This is a genomic window from Bifidobacterium asteroides, assembly GCF_009683175.1.
Classification (GTDB): domain Bacteria; phylum Actinomycetota; class Actinomycetes; order Actinomycetales; family Bifidobacteriaceae; genus Bombiscardovia; species Bombiscardovia asteroides_H.
The window spans coordinates 752,023-770,130 of sequence record NZ_WKKW01000001.1; the positions used below are offsets into that span (position 1 = coordinate 752,023).

The 18,108-nt window shown below is 61.5% G+C and carries 13 protein-coding genes and 1 other RNA gene; 4 read left to right on the plus strand and 10 right to left on the minus strand.

Annotation, left to right across the window (positions count from 1 at the left end):
* Positions 1–56 precede the first annotated feature (56 nt).
* Positions 57–147, minus strand: an RNA gene (gene ffs, locus GKC41_RS03265) — signal recognition particle sRNA small type.
* 236 nt (positions 148–383) lie between these two features.
* Between ffs and glf the strand changes: the two genes are divergently transcribed.
* The gene (glf, locus tag GKC41_RS03270; protein WP_154312902.1) at positions 384–1,562 is read left to right on the plus strand and encodes a UDP-galactopyranose mutase; all 1,179 of its coding nucleotides are present in this window, start codon (positions 384–386) and stop codon (positions 1,560–1,562) included.
* 26 nt (positions 1,563–1,588) lie between these two features.
* Here the strand turns inward: glf and GKC41_RS03275 are convergent, their stop codons facing one another.
* On the minus strand, positions 1,589–2,299 hold the full coding sequence (locus GKC41_RS03275) for a TetR/AcrR family transcriptional regulator (RefSeq protein ID WP_154312903.1): 711 nt from the start codon (positions 2,297–2,299) through the stop codon (positions 1,589–1,591).
* Between the two features lie 194 nt (positions 2,300–2,493).
* On the opposite strand from GKC41_RS03275, the gene GKC41_RS03280 reads away from it, so the two are divergent.
* Both GKC41_RS03280 and GKC41_RS03285 read left to right on the plus strand, forming a co-directional pair.
* Positions 2,494–3,744: an MFS transporter gene (locus tag GKC41_RS03280; protein ID WP_154312904.1), complete on the plus strand. Its 1,251-nt coding sequence runs from the start codon at positions 2,494–2,496 to the stop codon at positions 3,742–3,744.
* 12 nt (positions 3,745–3,756) lie between these two features.
* Complete coding sequence (locus tag GKC41_RS03285) at positions 3,757–5,280, plus strand: alpha-N-arabinofuranosidase (RefSeq protein ID WP_324612017.1); 1,524 nt, start codon at positions 3,757–3,759, stop codon at positions 5,278–5,280.
* 172 nt (positions 5,281–5,452) lie between these two features.
* Here GKC41_RS03285 and GKC41_RS03290 read toward each other — a convergent pair whose 3' ends face one another.
* Complete coding sequence (locus GKC41_RS03290; RefSeq protein WP_154312905.1) at positions 5,453–6,595, minus strand: inositol-3-phosphate synthase; 1,143 nt, start codon at positions 6,593–6,595, stop codon at positions 5,453–5,455.
* Between the two features lie 171 nt (positions 6,596–6,766).
* On the opposite strand from GKC41_RS03290, the gene GKC41_RS03295 reads away from it, so the two are divergent.
* Complete coding sequence (locus GKC41_RS03295; RefSeq protein WP_154312906.1) at positions 6,767–9,019, plus strand: transglycosylase domain-containing protein; 2,253 nt, start codon at positions 6,767–6,769, stop codon at positions 9,017–9,019.
* Between the two features lie 99 nt (positions 9,020–9,118).
* On the opposite strand, the gene leuA is transcribed toward GKC41_RS03295, so the two are convergent.
* The 7 genes from leuA to dnaX form a co-directional block, all read right to left on the minus strand.
* Positions 9,119–11,029 (minus strand): 2-isopropylmalate synthase, encoded by a 1,911-nt coding sequence (gene leuA, locus GKC41_RS03300; RefSeq protein ID WP_154312907.1) that lies wholly within the window; start codon positions 11,027–11,029, stop codon positions 9,119–9,121.
* A 262-nt stretch (positions 11,030–11,291) separates the two neighbouring features.
* Positions 11,292–11,912, minus strand: coding sequence for a DUF5701 family protein (locus GKC41_RS03305; protein ID WP_024626962.1), 621 nt, complete (start codon positions 11,910–11,912; stop codon positions 11,292–11,294).
* A 42-nt stretch (positions 11,913–11,954) separates the two neighbouring features.
* Positions 11,955–13,043: an aspartate-semialdehyde dehydrogenase gene (locus GKC41_RS03310; protein ID WP_154312908.1), complete on the minus strand. Its 1,089-nt coding sequence runs from the start codon at positions 13,041–13,043 to the stop codon at positions 11,955–11,957.
* Positions 13,044–13,060: 17 nt separating this feature from the next.
* A complete protein-coding gene (locus GKC41_RS03315; RefSeq protein WP_015022547.1) occupies positions 13,061–13,624 on the minus strand; it encodes an ACT domain-containing protein in 564 nt (187 codons plus the stop codon).
* Between the two features lie 13 nt (positions 13,625–13,637).
* Positions 13,638–14,453, minus strand: coding sequence for an aspartate kinase (locus tag GKC41_RS03320; RefSeq protein ID WP_324612018.1), 816 nt, complete (start codon positions 14,451–14,453; stop codon positions 13,638–13,640).
* 128 nt (positions 14,454–14,581) lie between these two features.
* Positions 14,582–15,184: a recombination mediator RecR gene (gene recR / locus GKC41_RS03325; RefSeq protein ID WP_015022549.1), complete on the minus strand. Its 603-nt coding sequence runs from the start codon at positions 15,182–15,184 to the stop codon at positions 14,582–14,584.
* Positions 15,184–18,093 (minus strand): DNA polymerase III subunit gamma/tau, encoded by a 2,910-nt coding sequence (gene dnaX, locus GKC41_RS03330; protein ID WP_154312909.1) that lies wholly within the window; start codon positions 18,091–18,093, stop codon positions 15,184–15,186. Before dnaX ends, recR begins: the two co-directional genes overlap by 1 nt.
* Positions 18,094–18,108: the final 15 nt, after the last annotated feature.

An 18,108-nucleotide genomic window follows, 5' to 3' on the forward strand; every position in this document is an offset into this window, starting at 1 on the left:
GGATGCCGCCGATGCCAACCACGCATCAGGACAACCCCTAGCCAAAAGCCAAACATGGAAAACTCCCACGCACCCGCCAGAGGCCACTTACCCTTGCTGCATTCCTGCCCTGGGGGGATTGGGTGACATAACGCCACGTGAGAGCAAGTCACTATGATAGCAGACGGGCTCCATTTGTCCACCGGAAAGCGCCGATCCACCCATGCCAGGTGCGTATTCGGTCGATATTGCCGCCCACAGCTTCCCTGACCCGACCTGTCCGCTAGCATGTAGGCAACAGGATCGCCGTACTCCAGCGGTTGATCACGGATCATGCCGGAACCTGGCAATAGATAATAGTCAGCCCGGCATCACAGCGACGAGGGATGGATGGCTTAAGACGAATGGCTGACATGGATGCTGATTTGGTGATTGTGGGCGCTGGCCTGTTCGGTCTGACCGTGGCCCAGCAGGCGGTCGAGCACAGCGGGGCCCGGGTACGGATCATCGACGTGCGCGACCACATCGGCGGCAATGCATACTCCTACATGGATGAGGAGACGGGAGCCGAAATCCACAAGTATGGGGCCCACCTCTTCCACACCTCCAACCGCAAGGTCTGGGAGTACGTCAATCGCTTCACCGAATTCACCGACTACACCCATCGGGTCTACACCACCCACAAGGGCGAGGTCTACCCCCTGCCCATCAACCTGGGCACCATCAATCAGTTCTTCCACGCCCACTACACCCCCCAGCAGGCCCGGGAACTGATCCGGGAGCAAGCCGGCGAGCTGGCCGGGACCGACCCGGGCAACCTGAACGACCAAGGCATCTCTCTGATCGGTCGCCCCCTATACGAGGCCTTCATCAAGAATTACACGGCCAAGCAATGGCAGACCGACCCCTCCCAGCTGCCCGCCTCCATCATCAAGCGGCTCCCGGTGCGGTTCAACTACGACAACCACTACTTCAAAGACACATGGGAGGGCCTGCCCAAGGACGGCTACACCGCCTGGTTCGAGCGGATGATCGACGATCCCCGCATCCAGGTGAGCCTGAAGACCGATTTCTTCGACAACTCCCAGCCCTGGAATCGGGATGCTCTGGTGGGACAGGTCCCCGTGGTCTACACCGGCCCGGTTGACCGCTACTTCGACTACCGTCTGGGCGAGCTCAAATGGCGGACCGTGGACTTCAAGGAGCGCCGCTACGACGAGGACGACCACTTCGGCTGCCCGGTCATGAATTTCTCGGATCCTGACGTGCCCTACACCCGCGCCATAGAGTTCAAGAACTTCAACCCCGAACGCTACGACCGGCAGAACCATGAGCGCACCGTGGTCTGGGAGGAATACAGCCGCTTCGCCGGCAAGGGCGATGAGCCCTACTACCCCATCAACACCAGCGACGACCGGGCCCTCTACACCCAGTACAAGCAACTGGCAGCCCAGCAGCCAAAGGTGGTCTTCGGCGGCCGCCTGGGCACCTACGCTTACTACGACATGCACCAGGTCATCAACTCAGCCCTGGATGCCTGGGACAAGCGGATCGCTCCCCTGGTAGGCCCCGCCAAGGACTGAAACAGAACCCGATTCCTGCCGACCCTCTAGCGGCAATGATCCCACTGGGGTGACGGGAAGAGAATGGGTTCCGCCTTTGTCCACAGGGCGATCATGTCGTCGTCGGGATTGGTCAGCGCCTGGATCTGCACTCCATCCATGGTGCAATAAACGGTTCTAATCAACCGATGGAAGGCCGACCGATCCTGATAGGGCTCAGGCAGCTTCCAACGGATCCCATCCATAAAGTCGATCATCCGGGCATGACGATCACGGTAGTATTCATGTGCGGGATGAGCCGGATCGTGAGCCTCCACAGCCAAATGCATGAAGAGCATGACCAGGACCATACGCTCGGCGTTCTCCTTGATCAGACGACGCAGATAACCCGGCAGCGAATAGAGGGGATGCCCCTCCCGGTCTCGACCAATGGCCAGCTCATCGCGCTCGCCGGGCTTGGACCCAAAGGTGAAGGAACCCTGGTCGTAGTAGACCTGGATGACCAGGGAGAGCAGCTCCTCGCGCGTGCGGACGTAATGACGCAGTCCCGGCAAGGTCAGACCGACGGCATCCGCAATGGCCTGCATGGAGACACCATAAGTGCCGTAGTAGGCGATCATCTGGGCGGCGACCTGGGCTATCTGTCTGCGGCGTTCATCAGGGGCCATCCGCTGACGGGCGCCGATCGGGCGGCCCGGAAGGCGTCCGACCTGATCTCCGCCCGCCCTACTGGTGGTCTTCCTATTCGCATCACTCATCAGAATCATCATACCGTTGGCCGACAGACCGTCCTAGGCCGTACATAGCCCCTTTCTCTAGACGCTCCCTTGACGGAACCGCCCACAAGGACCTGCCCTCTTGCTTATTTCATATATTTAAGATATAAAACAATACAGGAAGCACGGCGCTTCCCCACTGTGCACAGACGCACCGAAAGAGAGGGAGTCGGATAATGACACAAGCCGATTCAGCAGGCAGGCAGGAGCTCGGCACCGCAGCTAAAAGCCGATACTGCATTGCCTTCTTCGTTTTCAATCTGTTCTGGATGATGGCCCTGTCCATCGTCGCCTCGGTCCTGCTGCCCCAACGCCTGACCGACATCGCTCCGGGGTCCAAGGTGGCCATATCCGGGGTCTTCAACGCCACCACGGCCCTGACCTCCCTGGTGTCCAACCTGATCGTGGGCAACCTGTCCGACAGGACCCGTTCCATCTTTGGCCGCAGAACCCCCTGGGTCGTTTCCGGCGGCCTTATAGCCGGCATCTCGCTCTTCCTCATGGGCGTCATCGCCAATGTCTGGGCCATCGGCATCTTCTACTGCCTGGCCATGGTCGGCCTGAACATGATGATCTCGCCAGTGGTCGCCTCCCTGTCCGACCGTGTTCCTGAATCACAGCGGGCCACCATGTCGGCATTCATATCGGCAGGCAATCTGGTGGGCAACTCCCTGGGCACCCTGGTCGGCGCCCGCTTTATCACCATGCAGATTCCCGGCTGGATCATGTCCGGCCTGGTCATGGGCGTGGCCGGCCTGGTCACGGTGGTCATCTGGCCCAAGGAACCCTCTTCCAAGGACATGCCCGCCTTGAGCAGCAGCCTGCGCTCCATCCTGGAATCCTTCCGTCCGCCTCGCCACGCGCCCGACTTTTGGATGGCCTTCGTGGGACGTTCACTGCTCCTGTTCAGTTACTACATGATCCTCAACTACCAGCTCTTCATCCTTCAGGACTACATGGGCCAGTCCGTCAAAGACTCGGCGGCCACCATGTCGACCATGTCCCTGGTGTTGATTGTGGTCTCCATGATCGCCGCCCTGGGAGCAGGCCCGATCTCCGACAGGATCGGCCGCAGGAAGATGCCCGTGGTCATCGCCAGCCTGCTTCTGGCCCTGGGCTATGCCATGCCCTGGATCATCCACAGCCCCCTGGGCATGATTCTGTTCACCGCCATCGGCGGCTTCGGCTACGGCATGTACGGGTCGGTCGATCAGGCGCTCAACGTTGACGTTCTGCCCAATGCCGAGGAGGCCGGCAAGGATCTGGGCATCCTCAACATCGCCACCACCCTGGGCCAGATGGTGGGGCCCATGGTGACCTCGCTGATCGTCTCGGTGACCAAGTCCTACCAGCTGGTCTTTCCCACCGCCATCGTCCTGGTGCTGCTGGCCTGCATCTTCATCAGCCGCATCCGCACCATCAAGTAAGGAGTCCAAACAGTGAGCATCCATATCGACCCGCGCCTGACCACCGGCACCATCAGCCCCTACTTGCACGGCCAGTTCATCGAATTCCTCGGCGAGTGCATCGATCAGGGACTATGGGTTGGCACGGATTCCTCCATTCCCAACACCGACGGCATCCGTACGGACGCCCTCAAGGCCCTGAAAGCACTGAAGCCTCCCCTGTTGCGCTGGCCCGGCGGCTGCTATGCCGACACCTACCACTGGCGTCAGGGGGTCGGGCCCCGCAATCAGCGTCCGGTGGGATACAACGAGAACTTCGGTACCTACCAACCTGACGGGCATGGTTTCGGCACCGACGAGTTCCTCCGCCTGTGCCAGGCCATTGGCGCCGAACCCTGGATCAACGTGAACATGCTGAGCGGATCCGTGGCCGAGATGCGCGACTGGATGGAGTACTGCAACCGTCCATCGGGCACGGCCATGTCAGCCATGCGGGCCGCCAACGGCCACCCCTCCCCCTATGGCGTGAAGTTCTGGGGTCTGGGGAACGAGCCCTGGGCCGGCGGGGGGACGATGACCCCGTCCATGTACGCGGACCGCTATCGGTTGTTCGCCTCGGCCATGCCCACCTTCGCCGAGAACGGGGATCAGCCCCCGATGATCCGGCCCATCGCCTGCGGCCCAGACGGAAACAAGCCTATGGAACGGGTGCGCTGGACCAGGGACTTCTTCCAGGCTTTGGCCCAGTACCGCCAGCCGCCCATCGCCGCCTACGACCTGCACTTCTACAACTGGAATATCGACCACCCCGACGACACTTCCACTCAGTTTGATCAGGACGGCTGGAATCGTGTGATTCAAGGCGCCCTTGAGCTCGGTGAGGTCATCGATCAGCAGTGGGATCTGATGCAGGCCTGCCTGGCCACCATGCCCCACCCTGAGAGCACCATGGATTCCAGGCTGACAAGGGTCGACCTGGTCATGGGCGAATGGGGCAACTGGCATGGCGATGCCTTCACGGCTCGTCCGGCGCTCCGGCAGCAGGTGACTATACGCGACGCGGTCACATCGGCTCTGACGCTGGATATCCTTCAGTCCAGATGCGACAAGGTGTCCATGGCCTGCAATGCCCAGACCCTGAACGTCCTCAACTCGTTGATCCTGACCGAGGACGACGCCACCATCCTGACCCCCAACTACGACGTCTTCATGATGTACCGGTGCCACCAGGGGGCCCGCGCAATTCAGAGCCTGCCGGAGGCCGACAACCCGGCCCTGCACGTCTTTGCCTCGGTCAAGAACGGACACATCATGGTGGACCTGGTCAACACCGACATGGCTTCAGCCGCCGAAGCGACGCTGACCCTGCCCGAGCCTGTGCGTCCTGCGGGCATGCAAAGCCTTTCTGCACAGGATCCACATGCCTGCAATACCCGATCCGACCCGGACCAGGTCAGGGCTCGCCAGGTCGATGTCTCGGGCATCTCCGAAGGACGTGAAATTACGGTCCGTCTGGAACCGGCCTCAGTGAATGTGCTTGACCTGGCCATGGTCTGAGAATCAAGAGCAGCGATCGGCGGGCTGGGCACTATGCCTGCAGCCCGCCGGTTCAAATCCACGATCCAACTATATAAAAACCAAAGATATAAACAGCATGTGGCCGATCCCCGAAGGAGGGACCGGCCACATGCTCATATCAGATGCCTGACAGCAACTGGCGGAGTTCTACTCAGGCGTGCCAGACGTCCTTGCCGTTCTCCTTTGCGGCCTTGACATCGGCATCCAGGGCGCTCTCGTCACCCTCCACCTTGCCGGCGATGTAATCCTCGACCAGCTGGCGGGCCTCGTTGTCCTCATGCTGGACAGCGGGCGACTTCATGAAGTAGGAGCTGGGTGCCAGCACCGGGCCGGACAGGTGGCGGTCCAGGGCGATCTTGGCGGCGCGCAAGGCATCGATGACGATACCGGCCGAGTTGGGCGAATCCCAGACCTCCAGCTTGTACTCCAGATTCAGCGGGACATCACCGAAGGTGGTGCCCTCCAGACGCACGAAGGCGAACTTGCGGTCATCCAGCCAGGCCACATAGTCGGAAGGACCGATGTGGACGTTGTGGGGATCCATGTCGTGAGGAACGATGGAGGTGACTGCACGGGTCTTGGAAACCTTCTTGGACTCCAGACGAGTGCGCTGCAGCATGTTCATGAAGTCCATGTTGCCGCCCACGTTCAGCTGGTAGGTGCGGTCCAGACGCACGCCGCGATCCTCGAAGAGCCGGGCCATGACCCTGTGGGTGATGGTGGCGCCCACCTGGCTCTTGATGTCGTCACCCACGATGGGCAGGCCGGCATCGCGGAACTTCTGGGCCCACTCGGGGTCTGAGGCGATGAAGACAGGCAGGCAGTTGACGAAGGCGCAACCGGCCTCGATGGCGGCGGTGGCGTAGGCCTTGTCAGCCTGTTCAGAGCCGACGGGCAGGTAGGAGACCAGCACATCGACCTTCTTGTCGCGCAGGACCTGGGCCACATCCACGGGCTCGGCATCCGACTCGGTGATCATCTTCTTGTAGTACTCGCCCAGTCCGTCGCCGGTCGGCCCGCGCAGGACCTCCACGCCCTTGTTGGGGACGTCGCAGAACTTGTAGGTGTTGTTTTGCGAGGCGAAGATGGCCTCGCTCAGGTCCTTGCCGACCTTGAGTGAATCCACATCGAAGGCGGTCACGAACTCCACGTCACGAATGCGGTAGCCACCGAAGTTGGCGTGCATGATGCCGGGGATCTTGTCATCATCCTTGGCGTCCTTGTAATACTCGACTCCCTGTACCAGCGAGGAAGCGCAGTTGCCCACGCCCGCTATAGCTACACGGATGCTCATACAAACTCCTCTGATTTACTGAGTTATTCCAACCTAAGCATACCTTCTCCCGATGAATAGCATGGTGGAATGAGCAGTACAGAACTCCAAGGATGGCGCAAACGTACGAAAATGATGAACGTTCAGCCTTAGGTCGAACAGTTTTCAGCCCCGCCGGATAGCGTGGTTGGCATGGCCAATCAGACTCGTTCAGTCAGTTCGACCTCTCCCACACGCAGGACCCAGTCCGGAACGCGCGGCAGCAGGAATCGCGCCGACAGGCTCACCTCGCGGCATGCCGACCGGAAACCCCGGGGCGGCGGACCCCGTCGCGGACGGCCCCACAAATCGCATCGCGTACTTAAGTGGACCCTGGCCCTGCTGGGACTGGTACTGGTCGCCGGGGCGGTGACCTTCGCATACCTGTATCTGACCACTGAAATCATCCCGCCTGAGAAGCAGGCCCTGGCACAAAAGACCACGGTCTACTATGCGGACGGCACCACCCCCATCGGAACCTACGCCAATCAGAACCGGGAGATCATCAACTGCTCGGTCCTGCCCAAGTATGTGGGCAATGCGGTAGTCGCCTCGGAGAACCGCACCTTCTACAAGGACAACGGCATCGACCTCAAAGGCATCAGCCGAGCGCTCTTCAACAACGTGACCAAGGGCACCCGACAGGGCGGATCCACCATCACCCAGCAGTATGCCGAGCGCTACTATCTGGGCGAGACCACCACCTACAAGGGCAAGCTACGCGAGGCCATTCTCTCCTTGAAGATTTCCAGGACTGAGGATAAGGACACCGTCCTTTGCAACTATCTGAACACCATCTACTTCGGACGTGGCGCTTACGGGATCCAGGCCGCCGCGCAAAACTACTTCGGCAAGGACGCCAAGGACCTGACCATGCCTGAGTCGGCCATGCTGGCTGGCATTATCCCTGCCCCTGCCTCCTGGGACCCGGCGGTCAACCCCAAGCAGGCCGAGTCGCGCTTCCGCCGCGTGCTGGCCATCATGGAGGAGGACCACTACATCAGCCATCAGGACCGGGCCAGCGCCCAAATGCCGCAGACCATCAAATACATGCCGCAGAACGTCTACCAGGGACCCAACGGCTACCTGCTGCGCATGGTCCGCAACGAGCTGTCCTCCGGCAAAAAGGCCCCATTCACCGCAGACGACCTGGACACAGGCGGCTACCGGATCATCACCACCATTCAAAAGGACAAGCAGGATCTGATGTTCCAGGTGGCCAGTCCGTCCACAGGCAACAAGCATCTGCCGCCCACCCTGCAGATCGGGGGGCTCTCGGTCGACCCCAAGACCGGGGCCATCATCTCCCTGTACGCCGGTGACGACTACCTGACCCACCAGCTCAACAACGTGGATCAGGCGACCTTCCAGGTGGGTTCGACCATGAAGGCCTACACACTCCTGGGCGCCATCCAGGACGGGGTCAGCCTGAACACGGTCTTCAACGGCAATTCACCGCGTACCTTCTCCAGCGTGGGCAAGTCCGTAGCCAACGCCGGAAATGTCAGCTACGGGTACATCAACCTCTACTCGGCATTCGCCAACTCGGTCAACACGGTCTTCATGGATCTAGGCGAACACGTGACCTCGCAAAAGATTGCCCAAGTGGCCCACACAGCCGGCATCACCGGGAAAATCGACGATACGACCACCTTCGACACCCTGGGTGTGGACGCTCTCTCGGTCTATGACGTGACCCAGGGTTACGCCACCCTGGCCAATGGAGGGCAACGGCCCAAGTTGCACCTGGTGGCCCAGGTCAAAGACACCAAGGATCAGGAGCTCTACACGGCTGCAATCCAGTCGGATCAGGTCTTCAACGCCGATCAGGTGGCCCTGCTGCAGAAGGCCATGACCACCACGGTCCAGCGCGGCACTGCATCCTATGCCCGTTCCCTGGGGCGGCCCATCGCGGGCAAGACCGGCACGGCCAATGACCAGACCGCCATCTCCTTCATCGGATTCACCCCCTCGCTCCTGACCACCTTCGCCGTTTGGAACCAGGGGCAGGACGGCGGCGCCCTGAAGGTGCCGGATCACTATCACGACAACTTCTATGCGGTCCAGCTCTTCACCCAATATATGAAGTCGGCTCTGGGCAACAGTCCGGTGGAACGTTTCCCGGATGCCGAAGACCACGGAAAGGTCGGTGGCCCGGAAGGCAACTGGGGCACCGGATCCAGGCAGAGCAGCTCGTCCACGCGCAACCGTGAATACTCATACGCACCCAGGCAACGCTCCCAGCGCCAGAACTCCGAGCAGGAGCAGTCCGGGTCCGGCAGTGGTTCGGGCGCTGGTGCTGGAGGCGGAACGGAGAACGAAGACAACAGCGGCAGCAGTGAGGGCGGCAACGAAGGCAGCACTCAGGGTCAGGGCAACTCCGGGGCCGAGTCATCCCAGCAGTAAACCAGCCAACGGTATACCTGTTCAGACAATTTGGCACGATCCGGGCGTAACTGTGCGTCCGGATCGGGCCTAAAGGACCGGTATTGGATTTTCTGGCCTTCAGCCGCGCTGAAAACGGTTGAGCGCCGAGATGATGGCCTTGAGGGAGCTGGTGGAGATGGACGAGTCGATGCCCACACCCCAGATCACCCGGGACCTGGCCGGTTCACCCACCTGGCATTCCACGTAGGAAGCCGCCAGAGCATCCGTACCGGCGGTCATGGCGTGCTCGGCGTAATCCAGGACCGAGACGGTCTGATCCAGGGACTTGAGTGCATCCAGGAAGGCCGCAATAGGACCATTCCCATGTCCCTGAACACGACGACGCTCTTCGGGATCGCCCGGGGTAAGCCCCCGGTCCAGCAGGTTGGCATCCAGGACTGTGTCGGAACCGTCCTCGCCGGAGGTGACCGCCACATTCAGCAGCTTGAAGCGTCCCCACTGGCGCAGGGTCTCGTCGCGCTGGTCGGCCATGGACTCACCGCCGACCACGCTTCCGCCGGCCTCCACAGGCAGGTACTCATCCTTGAAGAGCCGCCAGATATCGGCGTCCTTGACCTCATGTTTGGTCCTGTCGGCATAGCTTTGGACCAGCCGTTCGAACTCCACCTGGAGGCGCTTGGGCAGATCCAGATGGTGGTTGGCCTTGAGCAGGTAGGCCATGCCGCCCTTGCCCGACTGGGAGTTGACCCGGATGATGGCCTCATAGTTGCCGCCCACATCCTTGGGATCAATGGGCAGGTAGGGCACCAGCCAGAGGAAGTCGTCGGGGTTGGCGTTGGCGCGCAGAGCCGCCTGCTGCCTGGCATCCAGACCCTTCTTGATGGCATCCTGGTGGGAGCCAGAGAAGGCTGTGAAGACGAAGTTGCCCACATAGGGGTGCCGTTCGGAGACGGCGATCTGATTGCAGTACTCCACCGTCCGACGGATGCCGGGCATGTCGGAGAAGTCCAGCTGGGGATCGATTCCCTGGACCAGCAGGTTCAGCCCCACCGTGCAGATGTCGACATTGCCTGTGCGCTCGCCATTGCCCAGCAGGCAGCCCTCCACCCGGTCGGCCCCAGCCAGCAGGCTGAGCTCGGTGGCGGCCACGGCCATGCCCTCGTCGTTGTGAGGATGCAGGGAGAGCACCACCGCATCCCGGTCCTTGAGGTTGGTTGATATGTACTCCACCTCGTCGGCGAAGACGTTGGGGGTGGTCATCTCCACGGTGTTGGGCAGGTTGATGATCATGGGGTGTTCCGGCGTGGGCCTGATCACGTCGATGACCGCGTTGCAGACCTCCAGGGAATACTCAGGCTCTGCGCCGGAGAAGGACTCGGGCGAGTACTCATAGGAAAGATCAGTGCCCCCGGCATCGGCCTCCAGGGAGCGGCAGAGCTCGGCAGCGTCGGTGGCCAGCTTCTTGATTCCGGCCTTGTCCTTGTGGAAGACAACCTCCCGCTGCAGGACCGAGACCGAGTTGTAGAAGTGGACCACAGCCCGCTTGGCCCCACGCAGGGCCTCATAGGTACGGCGAATCAGGTGCTCGCGGGCCTGGGTCAGGACCACGATGGTCACATCGTCGGGAATCAGCTCGCGCTCTATCAGGAGGCGAATGAAATCGTAATCGGTCTCGGAGGCCGAGGGGAAGCCCACCTCGATCTCCTTGAAGCCCATGGAGATCAGCAGATTCCAGAATCTCAGCTTGCGCTCGGAATCCATGGGGTCGACCAGGGCCTGGTTGCCGTCGCGAAGATCCACCGAGCACCAGCGGGGCGCCCGCTTCAGGGTCTTGCCCGGCCAGGTGCGCTGCGGATAGTCAAAGGGGACCTGCTTGTTGTAGGCCACATATTTGTTGTATGGCATCGCGCTGGGCTTCTGCGGCGAACCCACGAACCTGGGGGGAGGCAGCAGCAGGTCGTTGTTCCCTCCATTGGATGCCGCGGCCTGGGCCGCAAGATCAAACACGGATGCACGATCCTGATCCATCTCTCCTCCTTCTTTCGTTCGTCGGAAACCACAATGTCACCCGGCTGTAGGTGTTCGGGCAGGCCGAAATCGTACCGGGGTGCCATTATTTTACCGGAGGAGAGCCGGGACATGCGGTCCGGGTCCGCATTCCGACGCAGGGGACGGGGAGCGCGCAGGGTTTGGCATAATCCGCAGGGTTGCCAAGGATACAAACACCGCACGATGCAAGCACTAACAGAGTGCTCACTGCATAGGATTCATAAGATTCGGTGGAAGAGATTCACTGGAAGAGGGAGACGCCGCGACGGCCCTCGCAGTAGGCGTTGCCCAGCCAGGTGTGGCGCGAGTTGGGCCAGACCGAGCCCAGGCGGGGGGCGTTCTGACTCATCCAGATGCTGGGCACGCGCCCATCGGCGCTGTGGGAACCCAGCAGATTGAAGCCGTTCTTGACCGCCAGCCAGTCAGGATGCTGGGTGGCGATGGCCAGCCCCTCCTCCAAGGTCAGGGGAAGACGATCGTCGGAGTCAATCAGCTTGCGGGCCACGTCGGGTTCGCGGTTGGTGTAGCAGGTGCCGGTGTGCGGCTCCAGGACGATGTAGAAAGGCCCCTCGGGCGGCTCGAACCCGTTCTGGGGCAGAAAGCTGGCGATGTCGCGCGGCGGCATAGTGGTAAAGCCGGCCATGCGGTTGATGCTGGTCCGGGCGATCAGCGACTCAGGTGAGACCAGCTCCCTGGTAGGGATGAGCAGGATCTGTTCGCCCAGCTCAGTGGACTCCAGCGCGGAGATCAGGGGCTGGGCCAAGGCTCTGAACGCGGCGGCGCTGATGTCCGCCACATCCGGATAGCCCAGGGCCACAATCCGATCCAGTTGCCGCTGCACTTCTTGGGAAGATCTGGTCATGGTCTCCAGTCTAATCGGCGCCCCGCGGGCAAACCGGTCATCTCAGATCCTGTCGGCGAAGTGTTTGCGGGCGATCAGCTCGGCAATCTGCACGGCGTTGAGGGCGGCTCCCTTGCGCAGGTTGTCATTGGCCACGAACATGGACAATCCCCTCTTGCCGTCCACGGCCTGGTCCTGGCGGATGCGGCCCACGAAGCTGGGGTCCTTGCCGGCTGCGTCCAGAGGAGTGGGTACTTCCGCCAGACTCACTCCGGGGGCCTTGGACAGCAGGTCGCGGGCCTGGTCGGGGGTGACATCGTGCTCGAACTCGGCATTGATGCTCATGCCATGGGCTGTGAAGACCCCCACCCGCACGCAGGTGCAGGAGGCGGCCAAATCGGGCAGGTGCAGGATCTTGCGGCTTTCATTGCGCAGCTTCTGCTCCTCGTCGGTCTCCCCGCTGCCGTCATCGACCAAGTCGCCTATAAAAGGAACGGCGTTGAAGGCGATGGTACGCACCACCTTGGTGGGCGGGGGGAACTCGATGGCCGATCCATCGAAGACCAGCCGGTCAGCGCCCTGCTCCACGGCTGTCTTGGCCTCGTCGCGCAGCTGGAGGACGCCGGCACGACCAGCCCCCGACACAGCCTGATAGGAGGAGACGATCAGGCGGCGCAGACCGTAGGCCTTGGCCAGGGGGCTCAGCACCGGCATGCAGGCCATAGTGGTGCAATTGGGATTGGCTACAATCCGCCGGGGGATAAGATCCAGGTCCTCGGGGTTGACCTCGGACACCACCAGGGGGACCTGGGGATCCATCCGCCAATGGGAGGAGTTGTCGACCACGTAGGCTCCGGCCTCAGCGAACCGAGGAGCCCAGGTTCCTGAGGTCGAACCGCCGGCGGAGAAGATGGCCAGATCAATCCCGCTCAGGTCGGCCTGCTCCACATCCTCGACCGTGATGGTCCTGTCACGCCAGCGCAGCTGCTCTCCGGCAGACCGGGAGGAGGCCATGAATCGCAGGTCGGCCACCGGGAAGTCCCGTTCGTCCAGCATGCGGCGCATGACCATGCCTACCTGGCCAGTGGCGCCCAGAACGGCAACATTGATGCATCGGCGACCGTTGTTCGCCAAATCACCCTTATCAGTCATTGCTCTCTCCTCTCCGCTCAGCGACCCGTGCCGCCATAAACGACCGCCTCAACCTGATCGGCATCCAGATGGAAGGCCGTATGGATGGCCCGTACCGCCTCGTCCAGGTCCTGGATGGGCACCAAGGCGGAGATGCGGATCTCGGAGGTCGAAATCATGAGCACGTTGATATGCCGGTCGCTCAAGGCCCGGAAGAAGGTGGCGGTGATGCCCGAATGGGTCTTCATGCCCACCCCCACCAGGGTCACCTTGCCCACCTCTGGATTGATGTCGACCGATCGGAACCCCAGTTGCTCACGGGAGTCATCCAGCATGGGGACCACCTGATCAGCCTGAGCGGACGGCAGCGTGAAGGAGATGTCCACGGTTCCTGTGGCCGCCCCAGCCTGGACGATCATGTCAATGTTGATGCCGCCCTCGGCAAGGATGGTGAAGAGCTGTGCGGCCACGCCGGGTCGGTCGGGCACAGCCCGCAGGCTGACCTGGGTCTCGCTGCGGTCGTGGGCAACCCCTGAGATGATAGGTGACTCGGGGCCGTTCAGGTCCGGGAACAAGTCACCCATGGATTCGCCGTTGGTCATGACCTTCCTTCCGTCATATCCCGTTGCCTGTCGGTGTGTGCAGCGGGGGATCCGGCAACTGGCCGGTCTCCAGATTGGGAATCTTGTCGACATCGACATCGTCGGGCATAATCAGCGTGCCCGGACGATGGGAAAAGGAGCTGCGCACATGGATGGGCATGCGGAAGCGCTGGGCATACTCCACGCAGCGCAGGGCCAGCACCTTGGATCCGCCGGCCGCCATCTCCAGCATTTCCTCGTATGAGATGCGAGCGATTCTTCGGGCGGTGGGCACAATGCGCGGATCAGCGGTAAAGACGCCGTCCACATCGGTATAGATCTCGCAGACATCCGCCTTGAGTGCCACAGCCAAGGCCACAGCCGAGGTGTCCGAACCGCCGCGGCCCAGAGTGGTGGCATCGCCGTCGGCGTTGACCCCCTGGAAGCCTGCTACGATTCCCACTTCACCTCGGTCCAGAGCCTTCATGACTCGCTGGGGTCGGACATGGCGGATGTGGGCTGCACCGTAGCGTGCATCAGTCATGAATCCCGCCTGCGAACCGGTGAAGGAATGGGCATGCTCACCTTGTGCATGGATGCTCATGGCCAGTAGGCTCATGGAAATGCGTTCCCCCGCCGTCATAAGCATGTCCATCTCACGGGCCGGAGGATTGGAGTCCACATCCATGGCCTGATCGATCAGATCGTCAGTGGTGTCCCCCATGGCGGAAACCACCACGGCGATGTCATTGCCGGCGCGCTTGGTATCGATGATGCGCTTGGCCACACGCTTGATGGAGTCCGAGTCCGCCACTGAAGACCCGCCATATTTCTGAACGATAAGTGCCACTGCTGTTCCATCCCGCGACGGTTAAGCCACTAGACCATCATCTGCAACATATTGATTATATGGATTATACGAACGACACCGTTTTATCAGACCCTCTCCACCAACATGCGAAACTATGACTGCGGGCCTTACAGATCGCGGCGGCCGGAAATCGCCCGACCAAGGGTGATCTCGTCAGCATATTCCAGATCACTGCCGACAGGCAGGCCGCTGGCCAGCCTAGTGACCCGAAGATCCAGAGGACCCAGCAGCCGTCCCAAGTAGGTGGTGGTGGCCTCGCCTTCGATGTTGGGGTCCAGGGCCAGCATGACCTCTTTGACCTGATCAGTGCCCAACCGTTTCAAGAGCTCGGGAATGCGCAGATCGCCGGGCCCAACGTTGGACATAGGATCGATGGCCCCGCCCAGCACATGATATAAGCCCCGGTATTCTCCAGTACGTTCGATACTCATGACGTCCTTGGGCTCCTCGACCACACAGATGATGCTGCGGTCACGCCTCGGATCCTGACAAATGGGGCATGGGCTGGTCTCGCAAACATTGCCGCAAATCTCGCAAAACCGGACCTTCTCCTTGGCGGCGACGATGGCGTCGGCCAGATCCTGAGCACTGCGCCGATCGGCTCCCAGAATGTAGAAGGCGATGCGTTGCGCCCCTTTGGGACCAATGCCCGGCAGTTGAGCAAAAGCATCAATGAGCTCTTGAATGGCTCCATCATAGGTAGCAGCCATCATTCACCTCCCTGTCGCTGCGCCTGTTCCTGCCGGCGCTTTTGGACGTTGATCGGATTCTGAGGGTCGTCAGCAGCAAAATCCTCCACCTTGGTCACATCGAACATTTTGGTCAGTTCATCCTGGTTCATGGCGTTGTCCGCCCCGAGCCTGGCATCGTCCATGGAATAGACATCGTCCTCAGGATCCACAGAAGGCCCCGAGGCCTGGGAGGAGCTAGAGGCTGAACTAGCGAAGCCTGCTGGCATTCTCCTGTCAACAGATCCGGATGCATCGGCCATTGCCTGGGGGCCATCCGAACCACCGGCAGCATTGGAACCGTGTCCGTCGCTCTGCACGTCCGACGAGATTGATATGCTAGTCGCCAGGGCTCCGGCATCGGAAACCGATTCGGTCCCCGATGCCGGAGCCGAGGTTGCACCCGTAGCGCTTCCTTGACCGGGCGAATCAGCCGATTTCGAAACTGCAAGGCCTTGGTCCGAATCTTCATGGCCCTGACTGCTGGAGGACTCTGCAGAGGTTGCGGCGCTGTTCCCGGGATCGGGCACGGCCCAAGGATCCGTGTCATCACTCATGTCCGGCAGAGCTACCTTTTTGGACTCATGGTCTTTCCGGCCATTGGATCCGTCGCTGCTCTCACCAGGCTGCCAGGTCTTCTGCGGTGCATGCGTTGCAGGCATAGGGTGGGCCCAGGGATCATCGTCCGGCAATACCGTAGATGCAGTTGAGCCAAAGCCCGCAGCCGGCAGCGATTCCGGCGACGATTGGACCGGACCGCCGACCGGGTGGTGGGCGTCGTCGGAGTTCCCGTCGCCTGCAGCTTTCCCAGGGGTGGACCTTCCCTCCGATGCCGATGCTCCGGTCTCGCCTTGATGACCAGTCGAAGTCGTCATCTCCCTAGGGGCATGCCCCTGCTCCGTGGCCGCATGAGGCATGACCGCCGCCCCAAGGTTCATGGTGGCCAAGCCAGCACGTGCCAAAGCCACTTCCTTCTTGACCTCTGCCCGGCGCTGAGGAGACATCTTGTTGACGGACTCTACCGTCTCGCCATTGGCAGCCGTCCCGGATGGGGCGATCATGGTGGCTTGTCCAAACTCCTGGCGAGCGCGGACCATGACGATACGCGGCACCTTGGTCTCCCCGTCAACCGACTGCGCAGCCACGGCCATGGCGAAGGCATGCTGGCTGAGTGGACGGTCGAAGGTCATAGACAGTCGCTTGCGACCAGAGGGATCTGCTTTCATGGCCACGGTAGGCACCCGGTCCCGCACCACATACTGGCGTACCTCATCAGGCAGGGCGGCCACCAGGGCATCCCAGCGCTTATCCAGCTCCGTACCAGTCGGCACCTCGTTTGTCTGCCCCTGCGTGGCCTCCTGCTGCACTGACCGAGGCGGTTCAGCAGATTGGGCGGGCCTGTCAGAATTGGGTAATCCGGCCTGCCCCGCCGGCTGTCGAGTCGATGAGGAGAGGGCTTCCTTGCGCTCAGGTCGGGTAGAGCCTGAACGGGGATGGGTGGGCCGTCGTCCTTCGCCCTCTTGCTGTCCACCAGCAGAGGAATCGGGATGGGGACCTGCCATGTTCTGCGGCCGAGCAAAGGTGGCGGGGGCCGCAGCAGACAACGAACCTGCCTTGCCTGGCTGTTCGGGGCGATCAGCCCCGCCAGCAGGACCAGGTTGGGCTGCACTGGACGGCCGACTGTTCTGCTGAGACCTGTTAGCGCCAATGAACCCACTGCGGGCGGGCACCGGGGCCGCACCAGCGGTGGAAGCTGCTGCTTCAGCCGGTGCCTGCTCCATAGGCTCGCAGCCAATTGCCAGCAGCCTGGCGGCCAGCAGCTCCAAGCGCATCCTGGGTGAGGTGGCCCCGTTCATTCCCGCCAGTGCATCATTGATGATGTCAGCCATTCTGGTCAAGACCTGCAAATCCAAAGCATTCGCCTGACGATGCAGATCGGCCACCTGGTCGTCGTCCGCATCCTCACTAAGCACGCTTTCGGCCCGCTCTCCCGCCAGTTTGAGAACCAGCAGGTCGCGGACATGGGCCAGCAGATCCTCGACGAAGCGCTGGGGCTCGAACCCGCCGACGACCACTTTTTGAATGACCCCGTAGAGGCCAGCTCCATCGTGGGCGATCAGTGCATCCACAGCTTCGCCGATCAGTGCGGCAGGAGTGAACCCCAGCAAAGCAACCGCAGCATCATAGGTGATGGTGTGCTCGTCAGCGCCTACCATGAGCTGATCCAGCACGGAAAGGGTGTCACGCACCGATCCGCCTCCGGCCCGCATGGCCAGCTTGAGTACACCGGGCTCGGCCTTAATGCCCTCCTTATCGCAAATGCCTTCCAAGTAAGGCCCCATGACTTCCTGAGGCACCAGACGGAAGGGGTAATGGTGGGTACGGGAGCGGATGGTGCCAATCACCTTCTCCGGCTCTGTGGTGGCGAAGATGAACATGACGTGTTCCGGCGGCTCCTCAACGATCTTCAGCAGGGCATTGAATCCTTGCTGGGTGACCATATGAGCCTCGTCCAGAATGAAGATCTTGTAGCGGTCACGCACAGGGGCGAAGCCTGCTCGCTCCCTGAGTTCCCTTGCATCGTCAACGCCATTGTGGCTGGCGGCGTCAATCTCCACCACATCGATGGAACCAGGGCCTCCTGTGGCCAGATCCTTGCAGCTGTCGCATTCGCCACAGGGATGGCTGGTCGGTCCTTTGGCGCAGTTGACGCAACGGGCGAAAATCCTGGCACTGCTGGTCTTGCCGCATCCCCTGGGACCAGAAAAGAGGTAGGCATGGGTCAGCCGGTTCTCATCCAGAGCTCGGGTAAGGGGCACCGTGACCTGCTTCTGACCGATGATGCCGTCAAAAGTGTCAGGCCGATACCGCCGATAGAGTGCTAGTGCCATGGTTCAAGGCTATCC